Consider the following 24,810-nt stretch of genomic DNA (forward strand, 5'->3'; position numbering starts at 1 on the left):
GGATGTTAAGCGTCCACCACTGCCGCCGCAATGCCGGAAAAGTCTTCCAGATAACGCAGCGCTTCGTTCGTGGCGGCTGGCGCGAGCCGGATGCGATCCGCCAGGATCCGGCAGGACGGATCCCGGGCGAGCGTTTCGCATCGGTCCCGGTTGGGTTTCATGAGAAACCCGTTCGGATTAAAAGGAGCCAGCACAGGCGAAGAAGGGAGTTTCCACTTCCCCGAGCGGAGGTAAAACAGACCCAGGTTGTTTGTCCCGAAGCCGCTGGCGGTTGTTTGGGACAGGCGCGCGACGGACGCGTTGAAATCGGTCAGCACGCGGGAGTTTTGAAAGGACAGCGCCAGATCCGTGATCTGGGGATGCAGAAAAACGCCTTTCGCCTGCAGGGGAAGGATCTGGCTCAACTCGAATTCAACCAGAATCCGCATGATGGCGCAAAAATCGTTTTTCACTATCCCACGTAGTTCCCGAGTCACCCGCCATCCGGTTCGGATCAAGGCCTGGATTCCTGCGTCACGGGCGATTTTCAGCCCGGCCCTTGGCGCGCCGAGCTGGCTGACCAGCCGGACGTAGATAGTCATATTCGGGACCACCGCAAACAGATCGAAAGGCACGTTCTGGCGGCGCAAGCTTCGCAGTCTCTTGAGAAGGGTTCCATCCGCGGTCGCCAGAAGGCCGGGCGCGGCGCCCATCCCTTCCAGTCGTTTCTTGAGCTGGTCGATGGATGGCGGCTCGCCAGGGCCGCGCAGGTCCAGAACCTTGGAAAGACGATATGGTGTGTTACGCGGATCAGTCATGGAGCGTGACCGGTCCTTCCTTAAAAGAGCGATAGATCGCGTCGATCACGCGCTGGATCGCCCAGCCATCGTCAAACGTCACAACCGGTTGTCCCCCGCTTTCGCAGCAAGCGATAAAATCGGCCTCTTCATTGAAATAACCTTCCCCGCCATAATCCGGGCTGAAATCGTAGGTGGCCCGGTCGAATTGGGAACGGTGAAAAAAGGTTTCTTTTGAGGCCGGGCCGGACGGCTGGCGAAGGCTGAAGCCGGAATCGTGCGCCACGATCGTTCCCTGCGTCCCCTGAATTTCGACCTGCGTCTGTTCGAACGGATATCCCGGCACGCTCCAGGAAGCGTCAAAGGTCCCCTTGAGCCCTGAGGCGAATTCCATCTCCACCCGGGCCTCATCCTCCACGCGCTGGGAGTAAACGGAACGTCCTTCCGCCTTGAGGCGCTGAGGGATTCCAAACCAGCGGTATAAAAGGGAAAGCGCGTGGCATCCGCAAGTCATCACCATGCCCCCGCCGGACAACGCCGGTTCATACATCCATCCTTTGGGAGGACGCATGACCTGGCTGAGGCGCAGTGTGGCCCGGAAGGATTGAAGCGCGCCGATCGCCCCTTCCTTCAGCAGCGCCGCCACCTTCTGGTAGTGGGGGTAGTGAAGTTTCATGAACCCGACGGCGTGAACCCGTCCTTTGGCCCGCGCCAGCGTCCGCATCCGCTCCGCGGCCTGAAGCGAGTTGGCCATGGGTTTTTCCGAGAACACATGAAGTCCGCGCTCCAGGCAGAGCGCGGCGATCGGCTCATGGGCGAAGTGGGGCGCGCAGATCACCGCGGCATCGAGCGCCTGATGACGAAGCGCTTCTTCCAGCGACGGATAAAAAGGAATTTGTTCTCCGATCAGGCTTTTGGCGCGTCCAACGAGGGAGGTGTTGCTGTCGATCAGGCAGGCGAGCGCGGCGTTGGGAACCACGTTGACCACCGCAGCGTGCATGAGACCGATTTTTCCTAATCCGATGATCGCGGTTTTCTGCATGGGTTAACCTTTCAGCGTCTGCCCAAGCCCTTCGGCTAGCCCACGCGGCTTGTATCCAAAATCCCGCTCCGCCGGTCCGTTATCGCAACTCTGCAGTTGCTCCATCCCCACGATATTATCAATGGTCATCGGCGGTGAAGGCATCCAGCTCAGGAGCTGAGCGGCCAAACGGCAAGCCCACACCGGCAGATGAATCTGCCGGACGGAAACCCCGAGGCAGTCGGCGATCGCTTGAACAAATCCGCCGAAGGTGACGACGTCCGCTCCTCCGAGATCATAGGTGTGCTGGAGTGACGCGGGTCCCTGAAGACAGGCTTCAATGGCGAAGGCGATATCATCCACATGCACCGGCCGGAATTGTTCCAGGCCCCGGCCGATAACCGGAATGATCCGGACCGACTTCGTGAGATGAACCATTTTCCAGAAGAGGCCGCGCGTGCCCGGCCCATAGACGGTGCTCGGACGCAAGATTGTATAGGAAAACCCGGAAGACCGGACCAATTCCTCGGAGAGCCACTTGGTATGTCCGTAGGCCGTTGGGTTTTCCGGGCGGGCGGATTGAGAGCTGATATGAATAAAGCGGCGGCATCCTGCGGCCCGGCAGGCCGCCAGAAGCGCGCTCGTTCCGTCGACGTTGACCGCCTGGCTCTGCCGCGCATCCGGGGCTCCTTCCGAGGTGCGGGCCGCACAGTGAATCACGGCCTCAAGTCCTGCGGCAAATTGCTCCAGGCTCCGGGGGTCGGTCAGGTCGCCCTTCACGGTTTCGATAGGGGTGCGGGTTGCCGATGATCCCGGGGTCCGTACGAGTCCTCGGACCGCATGACCGGCGCGAAGGAGACGCTCCGCGGTCACCGATCCGATAAATCCGTTAACACCTGTGATGCCTATTTTCATGCGCCCATTCTACTTTAATTGCTTTTGCGCTGCTACAGACGGAGCCCAGCGACCCAAAAAATTAAGCGGAATCTCATGCGGCCGGGCGGCGTCTGTTTCGGAGAGAAGTTCATACACATAAAGACTCTTCAGCTGTCCCGGAGTGAAATTCTCCTTCTTCCAGAGAAGCCGGACAGAATGGTTCCAGAAATCGGTCAACACAGGCCAGCTCACGGGGTCCCAGGGGAACAATTGGTAACCTTCGGTCCGGACCGCTTCGCCAAAATTTAAGAAAAGATGGGTCACCCCTTCCTCGCGCAGCCGCCGGGCCACTTCCGTTCCGTCGCGGGACTCCCGGATGATTTTGACGATCGCTTGCCCGCCGGGAGTGGAACTGGGGACCGCTCGCCGTTCGAGGTAATAGCTGCGGCAATCTCCCATGAAAAGAACTTTCGCCTGGGCCGGGAGATGCGTATTCATCCAGGCCAGCGCGTCATAAGACGGGGGGGGATACGTCGGGTGCATTTCCCCCAGATACTCCGCTTCCGGGACCCATCCGCCGACTACCTGCCAACCGCCCACCTGGTGGATCATCTTCGCCAGCATCGAAAAATTATTGAGGGTTCCTGCCAGAACGCTTCCCAGCACGAGGGTTCGGATCCACGCGGAACGGCTGGCCATAATAAGTGTTTCAGCAAACAACGGGCTGGCCAACGCCAGCATGGGCAAGCTGTAGCGCAGGACTTTCGTTGTCAGCAGCCACAGGAGCCAGGTTAAGGCCGCGTACCGCCGCAGCATTTGAAAGGCGGGGGTTCGTGCGCGGACCCAGAATAGAGCCGGCAGGGCCAGCAGACAGAGCGGCCCGAGAAGCCCCAGCTCATTTTTGTTTTCCAGCGTAAGAAACCAGGGATGGAAAATGAAACGAAGCGCGCTGTCCCAGTGGCGAAGCTCCGTCGCCAGGAGGCGCGGGTTTTGATCGTAAAAGAAGCGGTTCCATTCCGTCACGTCGATGCGCGGGATTCCCCAGTGTGTTCCGAGGAAGGGATAGACCGGGTTGTGGTTAAACACCATGTTTTTGATCAATTGAGGGAGAATAAAAAGAGAAGCGGCCGCCATAAAATGGATCAGCTGATTCAGGATGATCCGTCCGCTCTGGTGTTCATCCCAGCGGCGCCAGACAATCAGCAAGCCGGCGATCGGGACAAACGGAAATCCAGTGTATTTGCAGCTCGCGGATAAACCGGTCAGTCCGCCGGCGATCCAGAGCCAGGCGCGGTTGCCGGACGGGGTCGACGTTTCGTCGAGTGCCCGGATCAGCGCGAAAGCCGCCAGGAACTGCAGGGCGCTGTAGCCGATATCGATGCCGGCGGTGGTGAGCGTGATGCCGGTCATGGGGATTCCCAGAAAAAGAATGACCGACAGCATCGCTGTTTCCGCCGAAAGGTACCGCCGGCTGAAGCCAAACAGGGCCAGGCCCAGAAGCCCCGCCATGCCCAGGTGCAAGAACTTAGCGGTCAGGGTGTTCCCGATCGTGATCCCGAGCCCATAAAGCATCTGAAGCGTCATCGTGAAATTGGCATACAGTAAGCTGGGGACTGACAGAAGGCGATGTTCCAGGCCGTATTGGGCCGGTATTCCCAGATGATAGTGCAGGGAATCAAAGAAGACCTCCGGGCTGAGGCTGCCCAGGAGCCAAAGACAGGCCGCCACCGCTAACGCGATGTGCCAGGCGGTGTTCCAAAAGCCGGGTTTTGCGGAGGGTTGTTGGAGCGAAGCCGTTAACGGTTTGTTTTTCCGGTAGAACCAGGCCAGGCCGGTGATCCCGGCCAGCCCCGCGTAGAAGACAGAGGCGTACCAAAGCCGTACCGCTCCCAGAAGAAGCACGGCATTAGATAAGACGCCGATGCCAATCCCGCCGCCGAAAACCAGACGTTCGAGCGAGGTCAACGAGCCTCCCGGGCACAAGCGGTCCAGCACCCCTTGGCCCACTTGAACACAGGCCCAGAGAATCCAGGACGCCGTGAGAATTCCAACCAATCCTTTCAACAGATAAGGATGCCAGAAGCGCATTTGAGTCCATTGATCCAGTATGGATAAAAGACTGTCCGGATGAATCGGCAAGCGGTCAAAATAGAGATAGGTCACGAGAACAGACCAGATCGCCAGCAGAATAGGAAATATGGCCGGACCGGATCGCCAGCTGGCCGGGAATTCTTCCGGCGGTTCCTTCGGTTTTTTGGGGGGATGAGGTTTCATCGAGGTGTCATTTCTGCGGGAAAAGAATCGCGTGCGCACCGCTCGTCAGCAGTTTTTCAGCTAAACGCGCGCCGATGCCGGAGGCTTCATCGAGTGGACCCTTTTCAACATCTCGGACGAGCCGCCGGCCATCCGGCGAGGCCACCAGCCCATCGAGGACCAGTTGTCCGTCCGAAAGATGCGCGTACGCGGCAATAGGAGTCTGGCAACTCCCTCCAAGGGTTTTCAGAAAAGCACGCTCCGCTTGTACCGCCAAAAAGCTGGGTTGATGATTCATGGAGCCCAGATAAGACACCAGACGATCCTCCGGACGCGTCTCGATGGCCAGCGCTCCCTGCCCAACGGCGGGGAGAAGCCTTTCCAGTGAAAAAACTTCGGTGACTTCTTTTTCCTGCCCGAGGCGTTTCAAACCGGCCAGCGCCAGAACCAATCCGTCGAAACTTCCTTCTGAAAGTTTCCGGAGGCGGGTGTCGACGTTCCCTCGAAGCGGGACCAGCTCAAGGTCCGGTCGCATGTGGCGGAGCTGCGCTTGACGCCGGATTGCGCCGGTGGCCACCCGGGCGCCTGCCGGCACTTCCCGGAAAGGCCGGTCCTCACGTGAAATCCAGACGTCGCGGGGATCTTCCCGGAGAGGGACCGCTCCGATTACCAGTCCTTCCGGGAGCTCAATCGGCATGTCTTTCATGGAATGAACAGCCAGGTCGATACGATCGTCGAGCAACGCGTCTTCGATTTCTTTGGTGAAAAGGGTTTTGAGGTTAGTGGCAGAACGGACAATGCCATCATCTCCCACTCCCCTTACGTCATTCCCCCCGGTCACTGGGGGGGAATCCATAGATCCCCCGCCAGAACCCGCGGGGGATGACGATCGCGGAGTGGCTTCGGACGAGGATGGTCGGGTGTCGCCACTCGTCGTGATCAGGACCCATTCCACCTGAAGATCCGTGAAGGCCTGATGAAGCTGGTCTGTCACCCAGCGGGATTGCGCTTGAGCGAGAGGGCTTCGACGCGTTCCGAGACGGAGACGGGTCATGCGATGGCCGCGGGACAGGGAGTTGGATGATGCCGCAAGCCGTGCCAACATCCGGAGCGATGCGCCTGAAGCCAGCGGGCAAATTCGCGGGTTTCTTCTTCAACGAGTATTTCGGCCGCTTGAATTTCACGGGATCGTTTCGATTGGCTGTCGTCGACGATGGATTGCAGGTCGTCGATGTTATAAACATGAACGTTGTCGATGGCCTGAACAGCCGGGTCGACATCCCGCGGCACGGCGATGTCGATCAGGGAAAGGGGCTGTCCTTGCCGGCGTTGCATCACCGTTTTGATCAACTCCGGTCCGATCACAGGATGCGGCGCGGCGGTTGAGCAGATAACCACATCCACGAGGGCCATCTGGCGCAGTCCTTCTTCAAAAGGGATCGCCTGGCCGCCAAATTGAGCGGCCAGTTCTTGCGCGCGCTCAAACGTACGGTTGGATACCAGAATGGCTTTCACGTTTTGAGATAAAAGGACTTTCGCTGTCTGCTCCGCCATTTTGCCGGCTCCCAGGATCAGGATGCGGCGATCGCGAAGGCTCCCGAAGATGCACTCGGCCATGGTGACAGCGAGACTTCCGATCGAAGAGAATCCTGATGAAAGGGCCGTCTCCGTACGCACCCGTTTGCCGACATAAAGGCTGCGTTGAAAAAGCACATTCAAAAGTTTGTCGGTGGATCCGTTTTGTTTCGCTGACAGATAGGCCTGTTTAACCTGGTTCAGGATTTCGTTCTCTCCTTTAACCATCGAGTCTAGGCCGGACGCGACCCGGAACAGATGGCGAACCGCTTTCTCGCCCTCCTGGTAATAAAGGCAGGAACGAAGGCTTTCCACCTGGGCCTGCGCTTGAAGTTGCCGGGCGAGCGCTTCGCGTGTTTCGGCGCGATGGGTCGAACAGGCATAGATTTCGATCCGGTGGCAGGTGGAAAGCAGAACCATCCCGTTCAGAGAGAAGGGTTCCTTCAAGCGCCACAGCGTCTCCGACAAATGGGCAGATAAATTTGCCAGCTTCTCTCGGAGCGGGAGGGGGGCGGTTTCGTGATTGAGTCCGACAACAAGCGGCATCGAGAAACCTGTTTTTCAGCGGGCGGCCGCGCGGGGATCCGCGTCAATTTCCCCCTCGCGAAGCATGGCCGAAAATTCGGTTAAAATTCGTTTGTCCCACCAGCCTTTATTGACTTCGTCCCACAGGATCTCGAGAGCCACTTCCTGCGGCAGGCGCTTGCGATAGGACCGCGTGGTGGTCAGCGCATCATAAATGTCGACAATGGTCATGATTCGCGCCAAAACAGGAATCTCATCCCCGGACAGATGGTCCGGGTAACCGGTACCGTCCAGGCGTTCGTGATGGTGACGAATAATCGGGACGGCGCCGCGGATGGACTTCAGTTTTTCGCAGATTTTGGCCCCCTGGACCGGATGCATCCGGACAATCAACCGCTCTTCCGTCGTCAAGGGACCGGCCTTATTTAAAATTCGATCCGGTATGCCGATCTTCCCGATGTCATGCAACACCCCGCCTTTGCGGAGCGAATCGAGTTCTTCGTCGGAAAGACTCAGCCGTTCCCCGAGACCCATGGCCAGGCGGGAGACCCGTTCGACATGGCCTTGCGTATAGGAATCCTTGGCTTCGATGGCGCGGGCCATTGAAAAAAGCACGTCTTCCGCGCAATCGAGCTGTTCATTCAGGTATTTCACGCGCAGGAGGGATTTGATGCGCGTGAGAAGCTCCAACGCGTTGTACGGTTTGTTGACGAAATCATCCGCTCCGGCCTCGAGCGCGGTCAATTTTTTGTCGAGGTCGCTGAACGCCGTCAGCATCACCACCGGGATGAGGCGGGTCGCTGGATCGGCTTTTACTCGCCGGCAGACTTCCATTCCATCCATGCGGGGCATGTGGACATCCAGGAGCAAAATGTCCGGGGAAAGGATTTTAACTTTCTCCAAACCTTCCACGCCGTCGCGCGCGACGGCCACGGAAAAACCTTTTGAAATTAAGATGGGTTCTAGAATTCCTGCGGCTTGAGGGTCGTCTTCAACCAGAAGGATTTTTGCGCCAGCGAGACTGATTCCCGAAACATCCATTAAAACTTACTTTATCAACTTTTCGACGGGATAGTCAAAAGTCGGGAGTTTTTGCGTTTCCGCGATAGGTCGGCACACGACCTGTCCCTGAGCGCATTGAATCCCTTTTCGGAAAACCGGCGAGCCGCGAACGACTCGCGCCAATCCTTCGCGCGCCAGGACAAGGATGTAGGGGAGAGTGGCATTGGTCAACGCCAGCGTGGAGGTCCGGCCATAAGCCCCGGGCATGTTGGGAACGCAATAGTGCAGGACGCCTTCCGTCTCATAGGTCGGTTTAAAATGGCTGGTTGGACGTGAGGTCTGGCAGGAACCGCCCTGGTCAATCGCCACATCGACAATTACGCTGCGCGGTTTCATCTGCCGGACGAGTGAGCGGCTCACCAGCTGGGGGGTGCGCGCTCCCGCCACATGGACGGCTCCGATAAGAATATCCGCGCTGGGAACAGTGGCCCGGATCGCGGCTGGATCCGCCATGACGGTCGCCACATGAGGCAGGATCTCATCCAGATAACGCATGCGTTCGGCCCGGCGCTCGAGAATGGTCACGCGCGACCCCATGCCGGAAGCGATCTTGGCCGCGTTTTCTCCGACGGTTCCGCCGCCCAGGATCACCACATGGGCAGGGGATACGCCCGGCATCCCGCTGAAAAGGACGCCGTTGCCTCCCAGCGGATTGGCTTGATAATACGCGCCGACCATCGCGGCGATGCGCCCGGCGATTTCCGACATCGGTTCTAAAATGGGAAGTTTACCGTCTTTTTCCTCCATGGTTTCGTATCCGATGGCGTTCACGCGGTTCTTGATAAGGGCTTGGACCAGCTTCGGGTTTGGTGCGAGGTGCAAAAATGTGAAGAGAATCTGGCTCGGGCGAAAGTAGGCGAATTCTTTTGGAAGCGGTTCTTTGACCTTCAGGACAAGATCCGCCGCCCAAACGGAGGAAGCGGCCGGGGTGATTTTGGCGCCGGCTTTGCGGTAGTCCTGATCCGTGAATCCGGCGTGTAAGCCGGCGTCTTTTTGGATCCGCACCTGGTGACCGGCGGAGCACAGGGCTTCGGCGCCGCCGGGCGTGAGGGCAACACGGAACTCGCCTTCTTTAATTTCTCTGGGAACGCCGATGATCATGGTCATTTCTCGTTCTGCAATTTTCCGCCCATGCTCCATTGTTCACGCGGCACGTCTTCGAAGACGATCCACGTATGGTCGTCGGTGATCGTGCAGTGCTTGCTGATCACCTGGGTCAGTTCTTTCGCCAGGGCTTTCTTCACTTCCTGCGGACGAGGAAACATGCGAATGTGAACAAACGGCATACAAGCCTCCAATTCACGACATTAGGATTGTTGGGGCGGACCGCTGTCCGCCCACCGTGACAATCAATTGAAAGAACGGGCGCACAGCGGTGCGCCCCTACGGTTCTATTTACCAACGCAGAATTGACTGAAAATTTGATCCAGCAAATCTTCCGTGGCGGTTTCGCCGATGATTTCTCCCAAAGCCTGGAGGGCCGACTGGATTTCCAGCGCCACACATTCCTCGAACGCTTCGGATTGCGCGGCTTCCCGGGCCCGGCGCAAGGCGTCACGGGCTCGCTCCAGAGCCGCCCGGTGCCGCGCGTTCAGAAGCCATTGGGCTTGCCCTGTGCTGGACGTTTCTTTCAGGGCTAAGGTTTTCACCCATTGCACCAGACGGTCAAGCCCGACTCCCGTTTTCGCGGAGAGGGGCGCTACGGGGGCTTGGCCATACGGTCCGGAAAACGCGCCGGAGTCCCATCGGGATGGCAAATCAATTTTATTAATGGCCCAAACATGAGGCTTGGGCAAGCAGGCTTCCATCACCTGGCGGTCTTCGGGAGTCGATGGCGCAGAGCCATCAAAGACTCCGATCACCCAATCCGCCTGCGCCACCGCTTGCCGGGTTCGCTCCATTCCCAGGCGTTCCGCCAGGTCGCTAGAACCGGATCTCAGGCCGGCGGTGTCCGTCAACACAACCGGGATACCGTCCCAATCGACGGATTCTTCCAGCGTGTCGCGCGTTGTTCCGGGGATGGGCGTGACGATGGCGCGTTCTTCGCGCAGCAAGGCGTTCAGGAGGCTTGATTTCCCAACGTTCGGGCGTCCAACGATCGCGATCCGCAAGCCCTCCCGAAGAATTTTTCCAAGTCGAGCGGAAGCGAGAATCTGATCGAGCGCGGCCTGGCTGCGGCCGCATTTCTTGAGGAATTCTTCGCGGCGAAGAAACGCATGGTCTTCATCCGAATGATCCAGACCCACCTCGATGTGGGCTAACAGGGGCAACAGGTCGTTGCGCAAGCTCCGGACTTCGGCGGCTAAGTGGCCTTGAAGCTGTGCCAGCGCCGCGGCCTGGGCCTGATCGGTTTTGGATCGGATCAAATCCGCCACCGCTTCGGCCTGGGTGAGGTCCATCTTCCCATGGAGGAAAGCGCGTTGGGTAAATTCACCGGGACCCGCCAGACGAGCGCCTTCTCGGAGGCAGAGGTTCAACACGGTTTGAAGAACAAACGGGCTGCCATGAGCGGAAATCTCCACCACGTCTTCTCCGGTGTAGCTGTGGGGGGTGCGGAAGATGGAGACAACGACTTCGTCAATCAGACCCTCACCCTTGCCCTCTCCCTCAGCAGGGAGAGGGTATGTTTGTCGGTTCCCCTCCCCCTGTTGAGGGGGAGGGGCTAGGGGGGAGGGATTCATTGCCGTAATAACTCCAAAATGGCACGTATGAGTCGGGACTTGATTCAGATCGTGCACTTTCTTTGATCGAAAGATTCGATTGGCTATGGAGATGGCGGTCGGACCACTTATTCGAATGACGCCCAATCCGGCCTCGCCCAGGGGAGTGGCGACGGCCGCAATGGTGTCTTGCAGCGACTCCATGACTTAGTGAACAACAGACGGGGTTGAGGATCCTGCGTCGGGAGCCGTCACGCGCTGGAACCCCCATTGAATGGCCATGGTAAGCAAATTATTGATCAGCCAGTAAAGGACCAGCCCGGACGGGAAACTATAGAACATGAACGTAAATATGATCGGCATGAAGTACATCATCTGTTTCTGGGTCGGGTCCGTGACTGCACCGGACATCCGTTGCTGGAAGAACATGGCTCCCCCCATGACCAAGGGCAGGATATTCACCGGAACGCCTGAGACGTGAAAGAGGGTGTCCGGGGCGGAGAGGTCTTTGACCCATAGAATCCAGGGCACTCCCCTGAGCTCGTAGGCATTGCGCAACGTCGTGAAGAGCGCCCAGAAAATCGGCAATTGGAGGAGCATCGGAAGACAGCCGCCGAAGGGATTCGTCCCTGATTTTTTGTAGAGGTTCATCATCTCCACGTTCAACCGTTTGGGATCCCCTTTGTACTGTTTGTTCAGGGCCGCGATTTGCGGCTGTATTCTTTTCATGGCCAGCATGGATTTGGATTGTTTGATCGTCAGCGGGAACATCAGGATCTGCAGCCCGATGGTCAGGATCACAATGGCCCAGCCGTAGTTCCCGGTCCAGTTTTGCAGCCGGTAGATGACGTTCAAGATCAATTTCCCGACCGAACTGAAGAAGCCGAAATCCACGCCTTCTTCCAGACTCTTCCCGTACTTTTTCAACTGCGTGTATCCCTTCGGCCCGGTGTAAAGCTGATAATGCCGGAAGACATCACTGTGCGGCGGGACCGTCAGGGATTCGCGAACCGCCACGCGAGTCTGGTCTTTTGTCCCGGTAACGGATAGTTCAGGACGACCGGTATCTTGAGGCAAGAAGGCAACCAGGAAATAGCGGTTGTCGATCCCGGCCCAGGAGCCAAACTCGGTATAGTCCCCCGGTTTCAACACATGGGTCTTCAGCTTGCCCATGGAAAGAGCGCGAATGAGGCCGCTGTTTTCTTTTTTCTCGGAGAGGGTTGTTCCCAGCCCCGGCCCCCATCCCCATTCCCAGTTCCGGACCTCCACGGGTTGTCCTGACCTGTTCTGAAAATGGAACGTCAGATCATGTAAATAGCCATTCGGCTTCAGCGTGAGGGTCTTCGTTAGAACGAGATTTTTGTCAACGGTTCCTGTCAGCGCGACGGTGTTGTTTTTTTGCGTGATCGCGAAGATCTTTTCCGAAAAACTGCCGGGGGGCAATGGCGGTGCCTCGGGCATGTTGACCAGGTCGACCTCATGTCCCTTGAGATTCAGCCGCCAGCCTTTGATCCTTCCGCCCATCGGTGACAAAACAACCTCGTTCTGTTGATCTCGGAAAAAGACATCATCGGACTGCCGGGCCTTGTTGTTGGACGGAGCCACCAGATCCGCTGGTTTTTGAGCGATCTCCGCGGTGGCTGACGTCTGCGCCGGAGGCGTCTGAAGCGGCGGCTGGGTAAACCGCGGCTGGACAAACACCGACCAGAAAAGAAGAAAAATTCCGGAGAGAACAACGGCTAATAGAAGATTTTTTTGCTCCATAAAAGTTCCTTTAAGTAAGTTAATGAACGGGGTCGTATCCCCCGGGGTGCCAGGGATGGCATTTCAGAATTCGAACAAGGGCGGCCCATAAACCATGGAACAGCCCCTTCAGTCGAAGGGCTTCCTGGGCGTACTCCGAGCAGGACGGATAAAAACGGCAACGATGAACCATTCCCGAAGTGACGAACTGATACCCACGGATCAGGGCGCGCGGGAAAACGGTTGTCAGGGATTGGAAAGAAGCTTGGATTTGCTCCATAACGCTAAGACCAGAGGTTCGATGGTTTGGTACCGAGGTTTCCCGCTCATTGGGAGGGCGGAAAAGACCATGTCTACGCCCGGCAACAGCTTGTCCTTATTCAGCCGGAACACTTCGCGCAAAAGACGCTTCAGCCGGTTGCGATCCACCGCTCGGCCGTAACGCTTGGGGATGGCCAAGCCCAGGCGAGGAGGAGTCTCTCCTTCGGGCAGGCGATGGGTCCACAAAATAAGACCAGAGGCGCTCACCCGACGGCCTTGCCGGATCACGCGTGTAAAATCTGCCTCGCGATGGAGGCGTTCATGCCAGCGAAACCGGTGATTCATAACGGCAGCGACACTATTTCGGCGTGAGGCTCCAGCGGCCTTTGGCGCGACGCTTGGCCAACACGCGGCGTCCTCCGGCCGTTTTCATCTTGGCGCGAAATCCGTGAACTTTGGCTCGATGGCGTACGTTGGGTTGATAAGTGCGTTTAGGCATAACGGCGCTATTATAGGATAAGTAGCCCTCTCGTTGCATTTATCGTCGGTGAAGAAGTACCATATCGTTTCAAAGATAGTCGACCGGATAGGCCAGACATTGACATGCAAGAGGAGGCTGTCATGAAAAAGAAAGTTAAAGCAAAAGCGAAGCCCGCAAAGAAAGCGTCTCGTACACGGAAAACCGCTAAGCGGCCGGTCAAAAAAGTCCTGAAGACCAAGAAAGCGAAAAAAGCCGCTCCGGCGAAGACGCCCGCTCCTCCCAGGGTGATTGCCCCGCCCAACAGCGTACTCCTTGGAATTGTTGAAGATTATTTTGCCAAGGTAGGGGTGATTGCGTTAACGTTGCAGAGTCCGGTATCGCTCGGCGATCGTATCCAGGTGCTTGGACATACCACCCATATTGAGCAGACCGTCGATTCCATGCAAATCGATCATCTGCCGGTCACGCAAGCCGGGCTGAAGGACGGTGTCGGCATTAAAGTCATCCAGCGGGCGCGTGCCGGCGATCACGTCTATTTGCTTCAGTAAAGGCTTGAAAAAAACCATCGTTGTTCTTGTTCTCTCCCTGGGGACGGTTCTGGCTCGGGCGCAGATCGGGCCGGAGCCTCAGCCTCTTTATGGGAAAATCATTGTTCTGGACCCCGGTCATGCGGTTCGAAATGAGGGGGGAGCTGTTATTAATCCGGGGTCTCGTGCCCGTCGGGGGGTCTACGAACGAGACGTGGTTCTGTCGGTCGCCGAAAAGGTGGCTGGGCTTCTGGAGACCCAGGGAGCCCGCGTTTATTTGACGCGCACGCCGGATAACCCCTGGCGATACAACCCCCGAAGGATGGGAGATAACCGCGCCCGCGCCATTTTTGCCAACGTGATGCGCGCCAATGCCTACGTGCGCATCCATTGCGATTGGAACCGGAGCCGATCGTTTAAGGGTTTTACGACCTTTTATTACCGGTGGGGAAGCCGTGATCTGGCGAAGGGACTTCGCCAGGAAATGGTAAAGAATCTACCGGATCATCACGATAATGGCATGCACCGGCGCAGTTTTGTCAGTATTACGGCGCGGATGCCCGCTGTTTTGTTGGAAATCGGTACCTTGTCTTACAAGCCGGAGGCCAAGGTGATGGGTACGGAGGCCTTTCAGGACAAAGTCGCACAGGCCGTGGCCAAAGGAATTTTGGATTACTTCCAGAAAGCGTGAGATGGTTTCCTACCCTAAAAAGTATGCGGTGATTGTGGTTGGCGCCGGGCACGCCGGATGTGAGGCGGCGCTGGCCAGCGCGCGCCTGGGTTTGCCTACCTTATTGATCACCATGAACCTCGACAGCATTGGCCAGATGTCCTGTAACCCGTCTATCGGCGGGTTGGCCAAAGGGCAGATGGTGCGGGAGCTTGACGCGCTGGGCGGCGAAATGGCCCGGAACACCGACCACGCGGGCCTGCAGTTCCGGATGCTGAACGCTGGGAAAGGCCCGGCTGTTCAATCGCCGCGTGCCCAGTGCGACAAAAAGCTTTATCAATTCACGATGAAGCATACCCTCGAGCGGCAAAAAAATCTCGATCTCAAACAAGGCGAGGCTGTTCGGATCCTTACGGAGCACGGCCGCGTTGCCGGGGTTCAAACAAAGACCGGAACCCTCTACCGCGCTCAGGCTGTTATCCTGACGTCCGGGACTTTCCTGCAGGGGCTCATGCATGTGGGACTGACACAGAATACCGGAGGCCGCGCCGGGGAGCATTCGGCACAGTTCCTCTCCGATTCCCTGCGCGAGCTCGGTTTTCAGGTCGGGCGGTTAAAAACAGGTACTCCTCCCAGGCTTAACGCCAGGACGATCGACTTTTCCGTCTGTGAAATTCAACCGGGAGACGATCCGCCGGTGCCCTTTTCTCATTTTACGGAGCGCCTGACGCAGCCTCAGAAGCCCTGCTGGATCACCTATACCAATGAAACGACACACCAGATTATCCGGGACAACCTGGATCGTTCGCCGCTCTATTCCGGCGTTATCCAATCCAAGGGCCCTCGCTACTGCCCGTCGATCGAGGATAAGGTTGTGAAATTCCCCGAGAAAACGCGTCATCACGTTTTTCTGGAGCCGGAAGGCTATCACACCGAGGAAATTTACGTCAACGGCATTTCCACCAGCCTTCCGGAAGACGTTCAGCTGGCCGTCGTCCGGTCGATTCCGGGACTCCAGAATGCCGAGATCATGCGCCCGGGATATGCGGTGGAGTACGATTATTGTCCCCCCACCCAGCTGCATCCCACACTGGAGACTAAAAAAGTTGAAAATCTTTATTTCGCCGGCCAGATCAATGGCACCACCGGATACGAAGAAGCCGCGGCTCAAGGGCTGATGGCAGGCCTGAACGCCGTGCTGAAGATCAAAGGAGAAGAGCCGTTGATCCTCAAGCGGGATGACGCCTACATCGGCGTGATGATTGATGATCTTGTCACCAAAGGGGTAGACGAACCGTACCGGATGTTTACCTCCCGCTCGGAATATCGTTTGATGCTGCGTACGGATAATGCCGATCTGCGGTTAATCGCCATCGGACGCCGCATGGGACTGATCGGGGAGTCTGTTTATGAGGCCTTTGAGCGGTACCGCCAGCTGGTGGATCAAAGCCTGAGCCATCTGGAACGCACGCGCGATTCAGATCCCCGTTTCTCATTGGCCAAACGGCTTCGTCAAGGCGAGTGTCTCCCGATGGACTGGCTTAACTTGGAAGTGGGCCCCACACATCGTCATCCTCCGCGGTCTCTGGCGGAGGATCCAGACATCTCCGGAATCGACTCTTTGGATTCCCCGCCAGTAGCTGCGGGGAATGACTTTATAGAAATATCCCCCTGGTCGTTGGAAAAGGTCCGCCAACAGGTTGAAATTCAGGTCAAGTACGAGGGTTACTTAAAACGCCAACAGTCGGAAATTAATCGTTTTGTCCGCATGGAACGCCGTCAAATTCCATCCAGCATCGATTATGACGGCATGACAGGACTTTTAACCGAAGCGCGTCAGAAGCTCAAGGCGGTTCGCCCGGCATCCGTGGGTCAGGCGAGCCGTATCCCGGGGGTGACGCCTTCCGATATCAGCCTGCTCCTGGTGCATCTCCAGCGTGCCCGAGCAGAATAAATTGCAGAGTGGTTCGACTACGCTCACCACTCTGAGTGAGCGAAGCAAATCGAAGAGGAGATTCTTATGGCCGACAAACCGTTAGTCGCTATTCTCATGGGCAGCAAATCCGACTGGGAGACTATGCAGCAGGCGGATGCCGTCTTGACGCAGTTTGACATCCCGCACGAGTGCCGCGTGCTTTCGGCGCACCGTACTCCGAAAGAAACAACCGAGTACGTTTCCGGCGCTGAATCGAGGGGGATGGCCGTGATCATCGCGGCGGCGGGTGGCGCCGCTCATTTAGCGGGAGTCGCCGCGGCGCATACCGTGCTTCCCGTTCTGGGAGTGCCGATGACCAGCGCCTTAAGCGGTTTGGATTCTCTTTTGTCGACGGTTCAGATGCCCGGAGGGATTCCCGTCGGAACGCTTGCTGTTGGAAAGCCCGGGGCGACGAATGCGGCGTTGCTGGCCATCGCGATTCTGGGTGTTCATCGGCCCGAACTTCGCGATAAACTGCGCCGTTACCGCGAAACACAAGCCGAAAAGATACGGAAGGAAACCCTCCCCTAATAATGGGAAGGCCGGACGTTAGACAATTGTTGGCTTTTTGAAGTAAACCGGTTCCTGGCCAATTTTCCATTTAATACCGCAGCCAATGCTGGGGATTTGGTCAGGGGACACCGTTTTATCGGAAAGGACAGCATTTATGGCAGCCCGAAGATCCCGGCCGGTCACCGGTCTTCTGTTGCCGGGGCGGCTGTCATCCAGTTGGCCCCGGTAAACAAGTCTTCGGCTGCTGTTGAATAGAAAAAAGTCCGGGGTACAGGCCGCGGTAAAGGCTCTGGCGACTGTTTGGCTTTCGTCATAGCAAAGCGGAAAGTTGAAGCCTTCGGTTTTGGCGAACTTCTTCAGGTTGTCGGGCGAATCATCAGGATAATTTTCAGCATCATTCGAACTAATCGCCAGAAGGCCGATGTCTTTGTCCATATAATCCCTGCCAATCCTGGCCAGTTCGCATTTGATGTGTTGGACATAAGGACAATGCTGGCAGATAAACATGACGAGAAGGGCCTTATTCGCCTTAAAGTTGTTCAGCGAAATGCGGTGCCCGCTAACGATATCCGGCAGATCAAATCCCGGCGCTGGAGTGCCAAGCGGTAACATCGTTGATGGAATCAGGGCCATGGAGAAATTCCTCCCGATCTTGTTTTTACTGTAATGTGCGGCGAAATCGCGAAATTCTTAGGACATATATAGTACAGGATGAGTCGACAGGATGTAAAGTATTTGTGAACGTACAAATTCAGCTTAATTTATAGAGTCGATTTTGTACAAGACAGTATACAAGGAGGATAATCATGCGACGGATCATTCCGGTTAGTCTTATTTTACTGGCCCTGACCCCATGGGTTCAGGCGGTGACTTTTACCATCGACCCCAGCCATTCGAGCGTCAGTTTCCGGGTCAAGCATGTGGTTGGCAAAGTGCTCGGTCATTTCGATCAGTTCAATGGCATCTTCAACTACGACCCCGCTAATCTCAAGACCGGCAGCGCTCAGGCGACGATCCAAATCGGCAGCATTAGCACCGGTATAGGGAAGCGGGACAACCACCTCCGTTCCCCTGACTTCCTGGAGGTCCAGAAATTCCCTGTCATGACCTTCAAAAGTACCGGTATAACGGATGTCAACGGCAGCCACGCCAAGCTCCATGGTGATCTGATGATCCATGGCGTGACGCGCCCCGTCATTCTGGATCTGGATGTGGCGGGTATGGCCAAAGACCCCATGGGACCGGGCCAGCGGGCCGGTGCGACCGCTACCACGCGCATTGACCGCCGGGACTTTGGCGTCGGCCCCACGACCGGGCCGATCGCCTCCATGGTTGGGAATGATGTGGAAATTACAATCGAAGTCGAAGGGGCGAGCCAATAAGAAAGGAGTTACCGCCGTTTGGCGGTGTTAACGCCCAGAAGCTTGTTGATATAGCAAAAGCCGAACCAGGCGGTAACCAGACAGAGCGCCGCCACGACCAGGGCCGATACCCTGGAAATCGGCGATGAGAGAAAGAACAGACCCAGCGCGGTTAAAATAATCCCCACCAACACTCGAACAACGCGATCAATTCCTCCGACGTTACAGTCCATAGTGATCTCCTTGGTCCCTGAGTGGCGACGTGAACGCATCCAAAAAACGGAAAAGCGCGGCATGAAGCGGAGGAGCATAAGCCGGTGCTCGGTCCACCATTTCCCGAGAATTCTGGACGAAAGCCCCTTCTGTTAACTCCGCCGCCCCGTGCTGAACCCACGATTCGATCTCCGGCCGCCCGACTTCGATATGAAACTGCAGGCCAACCACTTGCCGGCCGATTCCAAAAGCCTGGTTCTCGCAGGCCCGGCTGCGCGCCAAATGTTGCGCTCCCTTGGGAAGGTCAAAGGTTTCTCCATGCCAGTGGAAAACCGTCGCCCTCTGCGGCAGAACATTTAATGGATGTTGCCGGACATTGGGGGGATTGAGTTCAATCGGAAACCAGCCGATCTCTTTTTCCCGGTTGGGGTAAACGTTGGCGTCCAGCGCGCTGGCAATCAATTGCGCGCCAAGGCATATTCCGAATACCTTTTTCCCCCCTTCAATCGCTTGAGCGATGAATTCTTTTTCTTTTTTCATCCAATCCAGCCGGCGATCATCATTGGCGCTCATGGGGCCGCCCATGATGATCAGGGCGTCCACTTCGTCAAGTGGCGGGAGAGGGTCGTTGGCAAAGAGGCGCGTTGTCCCGGTCGAATGGCGCCGGTCCTGGGCCCAATCATGAATTTTAGCCGGTCCTTCAAAGGGAACGTGGGTGAAATAATGGATTCTCATGCCTCACCGTTGGGAACATTCGTTGCCGCGTTCAGCGCAAAGACAAAATAACCCAAAGATAGAAAGAACATCAGTAGGCCGTTGGAATTAACCCCTCCCAAAGTGTCAACCAAGAAAGTCTGAATCATCAGTGCCGGAGAAAGGGACACCAGGGCGATATTCAGCACGGAAAGGAAATCGAGTGATTTCCCCATCTGGCGAACCATAAAGCGTCCGGCTAAAGCCAGCAGCGCCGCCTGCAAAAGCCTCACCCCGAATTCCATGACGAAAAGAATGGGGTAGAAAAATACAGGAGACCATTTTTTGATCAGATTGATCCACTCGACCATGTGATCCCGATCGATGGTTTGGTCTTCGATATTGGACAGGGAGAAAACGCGCGTCTTTCCGGGAGACATCCGGAGGAGTACTTCTTTCTGAGTGACAAGAATGGTTGCCGTTGTTTGAGAAAGTGACGCGGTTTTCCCCGTCGGGTCAATCAGGATCCAATTCGCCGTGTCTCCCCCGAAACGGATTTCGTAGGGCTTGGATTCCGGGGTGCGTATTTCGCCTTTCAGGAGGGTGATTTGAGGGAGTTGCCGGCTGAACTCTGATTGAATGGTTTCAAGCCTTTCATTAAATGTTCGGTGGAATTGAAGGAAAACCGGTAACGTAATGAGAACAACCAATAGGACCAGATAGGCCAGCCCTCGCGCCCGCCAGATCCGGCCGACCGATCGATAGAGGTCTTTCGAATAAAAGGAAAGCCACAAAACTTCCGGTAAATAATATTTTTTCACGACTCATTTCCTCCATGGCTATCTTACAAAACGTCTTTGGAATGTGTCGTTGTCGCCGGGCACGCTTACAAGTACAATCCAGTAGTCCATTCTTATGCGAGCGATTGTTTTGGAACGTTTTGATCCCCCCTCTCTTCAGGTCAGGAGACTTCCCCTCCCGGTTCTCCATCGTGGACAGGTTCTCGTTAAAATAGCGGCGGCTCCTATTAATCCCTCGGATTTGATTTTCCTGCGCAACCAGTATGGGATTCAAAAACCGCTGCCGGTTGTCCCGGGGTTTGAGGGAAGCGGCACCGTTGTGGCGGCCAAGGGCGGGTTCTATACGCATTGGCTTGTGGGGCGGCGTGTGGCCTGTCGTGCGCCCGAGGACGGGAATGGTACGTGGGCCGAGTACATGGCCTGCCAAGCCGACCGATGCATCCCGCTCAAATCCTTTGTAGCCCTTGAAGAAGGCGCTACCCTGGTTGTGAATCCTATGACGGCCTGGTGTTTGCTGGACCGTATCCGCCGCGAGCGCCATCGCGCATTTATCCAAAGCGCGGCGGCCAGCGCGTTGGGCCGCATGATTTCGCGCCTGAGCCGTCGTTATGGTTTGAAGAGCATCCATATTGTCCGGCGGCGTGAGCAGGCGGATCTTCTGAGGCGGGAAGGCGCGGCCTGCGTTTTGGATTCCAGTGAGCCGGGATTTGAAGAGTCACTGCACCGGATCTGCCGGGAGGTAGGTGCGACCATCGCCCTGGATGCGGTGGGCGGAGAATTGACTGCTCAGATGGCGCGCAGCCTTCCGCGTTGCTCAAAAGTCGTGGTGTATGGCGTTCTCTCCGGAGAAGCCTGTCAGATCAACCCGAGCGATCTGATCTTTTCCGGTAAGCAACTGACCGGCTTCTGGCTTTCAGAAGCCATCAAGCGGATGGGATGGTTTGCGCGCCTGGGGATGATAATGGATGTTCAGCGCCTTCTGAAGAAGGAACTACGCACCGATGTGCAGGCCCGTTTTCCCCTCGAAAAAATCCAGGAAGCCATCGACTTCTACAAAAAGAACCGAACCCGTGGAAAAGTGTTGCTGGTGCCCTGATTAGCGAGTCGACACCAAGCGCCTCTGAGAAAAGGCCTTGCAATATGGAAGAAGTAATTCCATAATGAGACGCAATATGGAAACATTGATTCGTTTTCTCCAGCCGCCCCAGAAGAGTTTTTTCCTTATGGGACCTCGTGGAACAGGAAAATCCACTTGGGCTCAAACGGTCTTTGAGGACAGCGTGCGGATTGACCTGCTCGATCCTGAGACTTTTCGAAGTTATCATGCCAAGCCGGAACGCTTGAAAGAGGTGGTGTACGGTTCCCCTTCCAGGAAAACGATCATCGTTGATGAGATCCAAAAGATTCCAGCGCTTTTGCCGGTGGTACATGCGTTGATTGAAGAAAAACAAGGGCGGCAGTTTGTGTTAACGGGGTCCAGCGCGCGCAAATTGAAACGCACGGGAGCAGATCTTTTGGCTGGACGCGCACTTCTTCAAACCTTGCACCCTTTTCTGGCGGCTGAGTTAGGCAAACGGTTTGATTTTGAGCGAGCTCTGCAGCAAGGGCTTCTGCCGCTTGTCTGGTTTGCCTCGCAGCCAGAGGAAACGCTCAAGGCGTATGCGGCGCTGTATCTGCGAGAGGAAGTTCAAATGGAGGGGCTCGTCCGGAATATCGGCCATTTTTCCCGCTTTCTGGAAGCCATCAGCTTTTCGCACGCCTCTGTTCTGAGCGTCAGCAACGTGGCCCGTGAATGCGAAGTGGAACGTAAAGTCGTGGAGGGATATGTCGGGATTCTGGAAGATCTTTTACTCGCTTTTCGTCTCCCGGTTTTTACCAAAAGGGCGAAACGGGAAATGTCGACGCACCCTAAGTTTTATTTTTTTGACGCAGGGGTCTTTCGGTCGCTTCGGCCTAAAGGACCCCTCGACTCGCCGCACGAGATTGACGGTCATGCCTTGGAGGGGTTGGTCGCTCAGCACTTGCGCTCATGGATCGCTTATAGACATGAAGACACCACCCTCTCGTTTTGGCGGACGCGCTCCGGCGCAGAGATTGATTTTGTTCTCTATGGCCCGCACGGGTTTTGGGGAATCGAGGTCAAAAATAGTTCACGGGTGCGTGATGAAGATCTTCGGGGGCTGAAAGCCTTTGGGGAGGAGTATCCGGAAGCCAAAACGCTTTTCCTGTATCGAGGCAAGGAACGTTTAAAGAAAGGAGCCATTCTCTGCGTTCCCTGCGAGGAGTTCCTTCGTCAGCTCAATCCACAAAAAACCTTGGACGGCGGGCTATAGCCGGACACGTGGAGCTTTCCCCCTCTAGCGGGCCGCCGCAAGCTCCTTCAGGGTCATGGATTGGCCGGGTTTCATGACGACGATGCTCGTTGGGATTCCGCGGCGTTTCATCTCCGTGGCGAGTTGTTCGGGTGTTCCTTTGAGAGCGGAGAAAGTCCCATAATGAATCGGCACGATCGTACGGACCGCGAGCATTCGCGTGGCAACGGCTGCTTCGGATGGCCCCATCGTATAAACTCCCCCCACCGGCAGAAGCGCAATTTCCGGATGATAGAGCTCGCTGATGAGCGCCATGTCTGAAAAGACCCCGGTGTCTCCGGCATCATAAAAGGTCCGGCCGCCCTCTTCGGCGATCACAAAGCCAAGAGGCGCACCGCCATAAATGATTGTCCCCCCCTCCATGTATCCGGAAGAATGAACAGCCGGAACAGCCGTAATCGTCACGTCGGCGATGCATTGGCTGCCCGACGGATCAATCGGAAGAACATTTTTTATGCCGTGCATTCTGGCGATGTCGGTTAATTCGTTGGAGGCGATAATCGGCGCGTTGAACTTCTTGGCCAGATCGAACGCTTCTCCGACATGATCGGCGTGAGCATGGGTCAGGAGAATCCCATCGACATGGTCCAGCTGGATATTTTTCGGCGCCTGAGGATTCGCCAACCAGGGATCGATGAGAAAAACATTCCCGCGCCGCGTCGTCAATTGAAAGGCCGAATGGCCTAGCCACCGCAGAGAGGACTCGGGAACAAAGGCGGGGCTCGTCGGTGTTCCCGAAAAAATGACACAGAGTCCGGCGATAAACGTCACGCGTTGAAGTTGTCGCATGGGGGGCTCCTCAAAATAGAGATGCGGCCTTTTCTTGTAAGATCATTGTATTTCCTATAGTGCTACAAGCCAACCGGAAAACTATAATTTGGATCGCCGTTCTTCTGGCTCCGGTGAAGAAGCCTTCTGCCGAGCGACACTCTTCGGCGATGCCTGCCGTCGCGTCTCCGATGGCCGGCAAACCAGAGGAAGACTCCGGGAGGTCGCCTCAGGCGACCGAACGGTGCCGGCCAGTGCTCTCGTCGCCGCTCCGGCGCGCCAACGGTGAGGAACGAAGAATTCTATAAGTAGAATCTATTATGAGCGACTCTCTGCTAGCGGATATTTCCCCGTCTCAACTTGCACTTTTGAAAAAATATTCAGAGGCCATTGAGCAATCGCCCTCTTGGTTTGGGATGACCGCGGCCAATGAGCGGTCGCGTTTTTGGAAGCGCCATGTACTGGACGCTTTGGCCATGGTGGAGGCATTGCCTCCTGAATGGAGGGGGGAACACTGGAAAGTCGCGGATGCGGGAACCGGGAATGGTGTTCCAGGGCTACCCATTGCGATAGTAATTCCGAAGTGGGACATGCATCTAATTGATTCAGATAACAAAAAAGTTGGATTTCTAGAGCAGTTCAGTAATTCGTATTCAATAAAATCAATTTCGTATATATCTGAAAGATTAGAAGTATTTTGCCATACGGGTTCACGGGAGACATTCAACCTCGTATTCGCACGTGCTCTCAGCAAACTGAGATCAGCAATTGAACTGACAGCACCTTTAGTGAAAGTGGGGGGGAGATTAATTGTTTCACATGGAACATCATGGCCGGAAGAACTGGAGGTGGCGAAAAAAGCCATGAGAGCTTTAGGAGTAGAATTTGAACGAACAATTCAATACGGAACTGATAAAAATTTGGTAATTCTCGTTTTTAGTAAGAAAGACAGCACGCCATCGCAATATCCAAGGCGAACCGGCGTTCCATCAAAGAAGCCTTTATGATTCCTTTAAGGGATAATGCCCCATCCAAAAAATTCCCTGCCATTAACTGGCTCATCATCCTGGCTAATGCTTATTGTTTTTACCGTGAGCTTACGGCTGGAAGCCCTTCGGCGCTCAAGCATATAATTGATCGTTGGGCAGTTGTTCCTCCACTCCTTTTTCACCATGGTGAATGGTATAGGCTTTTGACGGCAACTTTTCTGCATGGGGGATGGCTACATATCGCTTCCAATATGCTGTTCCTGTATATTTTCGGGGATGCCATTGAGGATAAAATAGGACATTTGAAATATCTGTTCTTTTATCTGTTCGCCGGAGTTGTAGCGAATTTTGCTCAAGCCTTCATGACCCCTAGCGCAAATATCCCAATGCTTGGAGCTTCTGGAGCCATCGCCGGAGTTCTTGGAGCTTACTTCTTTTTCTATCCTTATGCGCGCATTCTCACATTGATACCGATTTTATTTTTTATTACAATTCGAGAGGTGCCTGCATTTATCTTCCTCGGAATTTGGTTTTTCCTCCAGACCTTTAATGGCGCGATGGCGCTTTCAACTCAACTTATAACGAATCACTCTATTGGGGGAATTGCCTGGTGGGCGCATGCGGGCGGGTTTATGTATGGGATACTGCTGGCCCCTATGTTAGGGAGCCGAACAAGTAAATATCGCTGAGATGTTT

28 protein-coding genes are annotated in these 24,810 nt (G+C 55.9%); 9 read left to right on the top strand and 19 right to left on the bottom strand.

The window, feature by feature from the left end; genetic code table 11:
* Window positions 1-5 precede the first annotated feature (5 nt).
* The 14 genes from WC859_05940 to rpmH form a co-directional block, all read right to left on the bottom strand.
* Window positions 6-797, bottom strand: a complete 792-nt coding sequence (locus WC859_05940) for a hypothetical protein (GenBank protein MFA5975693.1) — start codon at window positions 795-797, stop codon at window positions 6-8.
* Window positions 790-1,818 carry a Gfo/Idh/MocA family oxidoreductase gene (locus WC859_05945; GenBank protein MFA5975694.1) on the bottom strand — a complete coding sequence of 343 codons (1,029 nt, stop codon included), beginning with the start codon at window positions 1,816-1,818 and terminating at the stop codon, window positions 790-792. Before WC859_05945 ends, WC859_05940 begins: the two co-directional genes overlap by 8 nt.
* Before the next feature lie 3 nt (window positions 1,819-1,821).
* Window positions 1,822-2,712: an NAD-dependent epimerase/dehydratase family protein gene (locus WC859_05950; GenBank protein ID MFA5975695.1), complete on the bottom strand. Its 891-nt coding sequence runs from the start codon at window positions 2,710-2,712 to the stop codon at window positions 1,822-1,824.
* A gap of 9 nt (window positions 2,713-2,721) precedes the next feature.
* A complete protein-coding gene (locus WC859_05955) occupies window positions 2,722-4,947 on the bottom strand; it encodes a glycosyltransferase family 39 protein (GenBank protein MFA5975696.1) in 2,226 nt (741 codons plus the stop codon).
* Window positions 4,948-4,954: 7 nt separating this feature from the next.
* Window positions 4,955-5,980, bottom strand: coding sequence for a hydroxymethylbilane synthase (gene hemC / locus WC859_05960; protein ID MFA5975697.1), 1,026 nt, complete (start codon window positions 5,978-5,980; stop codon window positions 4,955-4,957).
* Window positions 5,977-7,047 carry a glutamyl-tRNA reductase gene (hemA, locus tag WC859_05965; protein ID MFA5975698.1) on the bottom strand — a complete coding sequence of 357 codons (1,071 nt, stop codon included), beginning with the start codon at window positions 7,045-7,047 and terminating at the stop codon, window positions 5,977-5,979. Before hemA ends, hemC begins: the two co-directional genes overlap by 4 nt.
* 15 nt (window positions 7,048-7,062) lie before the next feature.
* The gene (locus WC859_05970; protein MFA5975699.1) at window positions 7,063-8,067 is read right to left on the bottom strand and encodes an HD domain-containing phosphohydrolase; all 1,005 of its coding nucleotides are present in this window, start codon (window positions 8,065-8,067) and stop codon (window positions 7,063-7,065) included.
* A gap of 6 nt (window positions 8,068-8,073) precedes the next feature.
* A complete protein-coding gene (gene ald, locus WC859_05975) occupies window positions 8,074-9,189 on the bottom strand; it encodes an alanine dehydrogenase (protein ID MFA5975700.1) in 1,116 nt (371 codons plus the stop codon).
* 2 nt (window positions 9,190-9,191) lie between these two features.
* Window positions 9,192-9,374 (bottom strand): tautomerase family protein, encoded by a 183-nt coding sequence (locus tag WC859_05980; GenBank protein MFA5975701.1) that lies wholly within the window; start codon window positions 9,372-9,374, stop codon window positions 9,192-9,194.
* 105 nt (window positions 9,375-9,479) lie between these two features.
* The gene (mnmE, locus tag WC859_05985; protein ID MFA5975702.1) at window positions 9,480-10,952 is read right to left on the bottom strand and encodes a tRNA uridine-5-carboxymethylaminomethyl(34) synthesis GTPase MnmE; all 1,473 of its coding nucleotides are present in this window, start codon (window positions 10,950-10,952) and stop codon (window positions 9,480-9,482) included.
* Between the two features lie 3 nt (window positions 10,953-10,955).
* Entirely contained in the window at window positions 10,956-12,512 is a 1,557-nt protein-coding gene (yidC, locus tag WC859_05990) for a membrane protein insertase YidC (protein MFA5975703.1), read from the bottom strand.
* Window positions 12,513-12,531: 19 nt separating this feature from the next.
* Complete coding sequence (yidD, locus tag WC859_05995; GenBank protein ID MFA5975704.1) at window positions 12,532-12,771, bottom strand: membrane protein insertion efficiency factor YidD; 240 nt, start codon at window positions 12,769-12,771, stop codon at window positions 12,532-12,534.
* Window positions 12,738-13,097: a ribonuclease P protein component gene (gene rnpA, locus WC859_06000; protein MFA5975705.1), complete on the bottom strand. Its 360-nt coding sequence runs from the start codon at window positions 13,095-13,097 to the stop codon at window positions 12,738-12,740. The genes yidD and rnpA overlap by 34 nt, the downstream gene beginning before the upstream one ends.
* Window positions 13,098-13,110: 13 nt before the next feature.
* Window positions 13,111-13,251: a 50S ribosomal protein L34 gene (gene rpmH, locus WC859_06005; GenBank protein MFA5975706.1), complete on the bottom strand. Its 141-nt coding sequence runs from the start codon at window positions 13,249-13,251 to the stop codon at window positions 13,111-13,113.
* A gap of 122 nt (window positions 13,252-13,373) precedes the next feature.
* Between rpmH and WC859_06010 the strand changes: the two genes are divergently transcribed.
* The 4 genes from WC859_06010 (at window position 13,374) to purE (ending at window position 16,936) form a co-directional block, all read left to right on the top strand.
* Entirely contained in the window at window positions 13,374-13,781 is a 408-nt protein-coding gene (locus WC859_06010; GenBank protein MFA5975707.1) for a hypothetical protein, read from the top strand.
* Window positions 13,720-14,451: an N-acetylmuramoyl-L-alanine amidase gene (locus tag WC859_06015; protein MFA5975708.1), complete on the top strand. Its 732-nt coding sequence runs from the start codon at window positions 13,720-13,722 to the stop codon at window positions 14,449-14,451. Before WC859_06010 ends, WC859_06015 begins: the two co-directional genes overlap by 62 nt.
* 1 nt (window position 14,452) lies before the next feature.
* Window positions 14,453-16,384 (top strand): tRNA uridine-5-carboxymethylaminomethyl(34) synthesis enzyme MnmG, encoded by a 1,932-nt coding sequence (gene mnmG / locus WC859_06020; GenBank protein MFA5975709.1) that lies wholly within the window; start codon window positions 14,453-14,455, stop codon window positions 16,382-16,384.
* Between the two features lie 66 nt (window positions 16,385-16,450).
* Complete coding sequence (gene purE, locus WC859_06025) at window positions 16,451-16,936, top strand: 5-(carboxyamino)imidazole ribonucleotide mutase (protein MFA5975710.1); 486 nt, start codon at window positions 16,451-16,453, stop codon at window positions 16,934-16,936.
* 18 nt (window positions 16,937-16,954) lie between these two features.
* Here the strand turns inward: purE and WC859_06030 are convergent, their stop codons facing one another.
* A complete protein-coding gene (locus tag WC859_06030; GenBank protein MFA5975711.1) occupies window positions 16,955-17,551 on the bottom strand; it encodes a thioredoxin family protein in 597 nt (198 codons plus the stop codon).
* A gap of 173 nt (window positions 17,552-17,724) precedes the next feature.
* On the opposite strand from WC859_06030, the gene WC859_06035 reads away from it, so the two are divergent.
* The gene (locus WC859_06035; protein MFA5975712.1) at window positions 17,725-18,300 is read left to right on the top strand and encodes a YceI family protein; all 576 of its coding nucleotides are present in this window, start codon (window positions 17,725-17,727) and stop codon (window positions 18,298-18,300) included.
* Window positions 18,301-18,308: 8 nt separating this feature from the next.
* On the opposite strand, the gene WC859_06040 is transcribed toward WC859_06035, so the two are convergent.
* The 3 genes from WC859_06040 to WC859_06050 are packed head-to-tail and all read right to left on the bottom strand — an operon-like array spanning window position 18,309 to window position 20,006.
* Complete coding sequence (locus WC859_06040) at window positions 18,309-18,512, bottom strand: DUF2892 domain-containing protein (GenBank protein MFA5975713.1); 204 nt, start codon at window positions 18,510-18,512, stop codon at window positions 18,309-18,311.
* Entirely contained in the window at window positions 18,502-19,227 is a 726-nt protein-coding gene (locus WC859_06045; GenBank protein ID MFA5975714.1) for a type 1 glutamine amidotransferase, read from the bottom strand. The genes WC859_06040 and WC859_06045 overlap by 11 nt, the downstream gene beginning before the upstream one ends.
* A complete protein-coding gene (locus WC859_06050) occupies window positions 19,224-20,006 on the bottom strand; it encodes a DUF1189 family protein (protein MFA5975715.1) in 783 nt (260 codons plus the stop codon). The genes WC859_06045 and WC859_06050 overlap by 4 nt, the downstream gene beginning before the upstream one ends.
* Before the next feature lie 94 nt (window positions 20,007-20,100).
* On the opposite strand from WC859_06050, the gene WC859_06055 reads away from it, so the two are divergent.
* Entirely contained in the window at window positions 20,101-21,081 is a 981-nt protein-coding gene (locus tag WC859_06055) for a zinc-binding dehydrogenase (protein ID MFA5975716.1), read from the top strand.
* Window positions 21,082-21,157: 76 nt separating this feature from the next.
* Window positions 21,158-22,318: an AAA family ATPase gene (locus tag WC859_06060; protein MFA5975717.1), complete on the top strand. Its 1,161-nt coding sequence runs from the start codon at window positions 21,158-21,160 to the stop codon at window positions 22,316-22,318.
* Window positions 22,319-22,342: 24 nt separating this feature from the next.
* On the opposite strand, the gene WC859_06065 is transcribed toward WC859_06060, so the two are convergent.
* Window positions 22,343-23,146 (bottom strand): metal-dependent hydrolase, encoded by an 804-nt coding sequence (locus WC859_06065; protein MFA5975718.1) that lies wholly within the window; start codon window positions 23,144-23,146, stop codon window positions 22,343-22,345.
* Between the two features lie 299 nt (window positions 23,147-23,445).
* Here WC859_06065 and rsmG point away from each other — a divergent pair, with 299 nt between their 5' ends.
* Window positions 23,446-24,132 (top strand): 16S rRNA (guanine(527)-N(7))-methyltransferase RsmG, encoded by a 687-nt coding sequence (gene rsmG / locus WC859_06070; protein ID MFA5975719.1) that lies wholly within the window; start codon window positions 23,446-23,448, stop codon window positions 24,130-24,132.
* A complete protein-coding gene (locus tag WC859_06075) occupies window positions 24,129-24,803 on the top strand; it encodes a rhomboid family intramembrane serine protease (GenBank protein ID MFA5975720.1) in 675 nt (224 codons plus the stop codon). Before rsmG ends, WC859_06075 begins: the two co-directional genes overlap by 4 nt.
* Window positions 24,804-24,810: the final 7 nt, after the last annotated feature.

This window comes from Elusimicrobiota bacterium, from assembly GCA_041660185.1.
Taxonomy (GTDB): domain Bacteria; phylum Elusimicrobiota; class Elusimicrobia; order 2-01-FULL-59-12; family 2-01-FULL-59-12; genus JBAZWU01.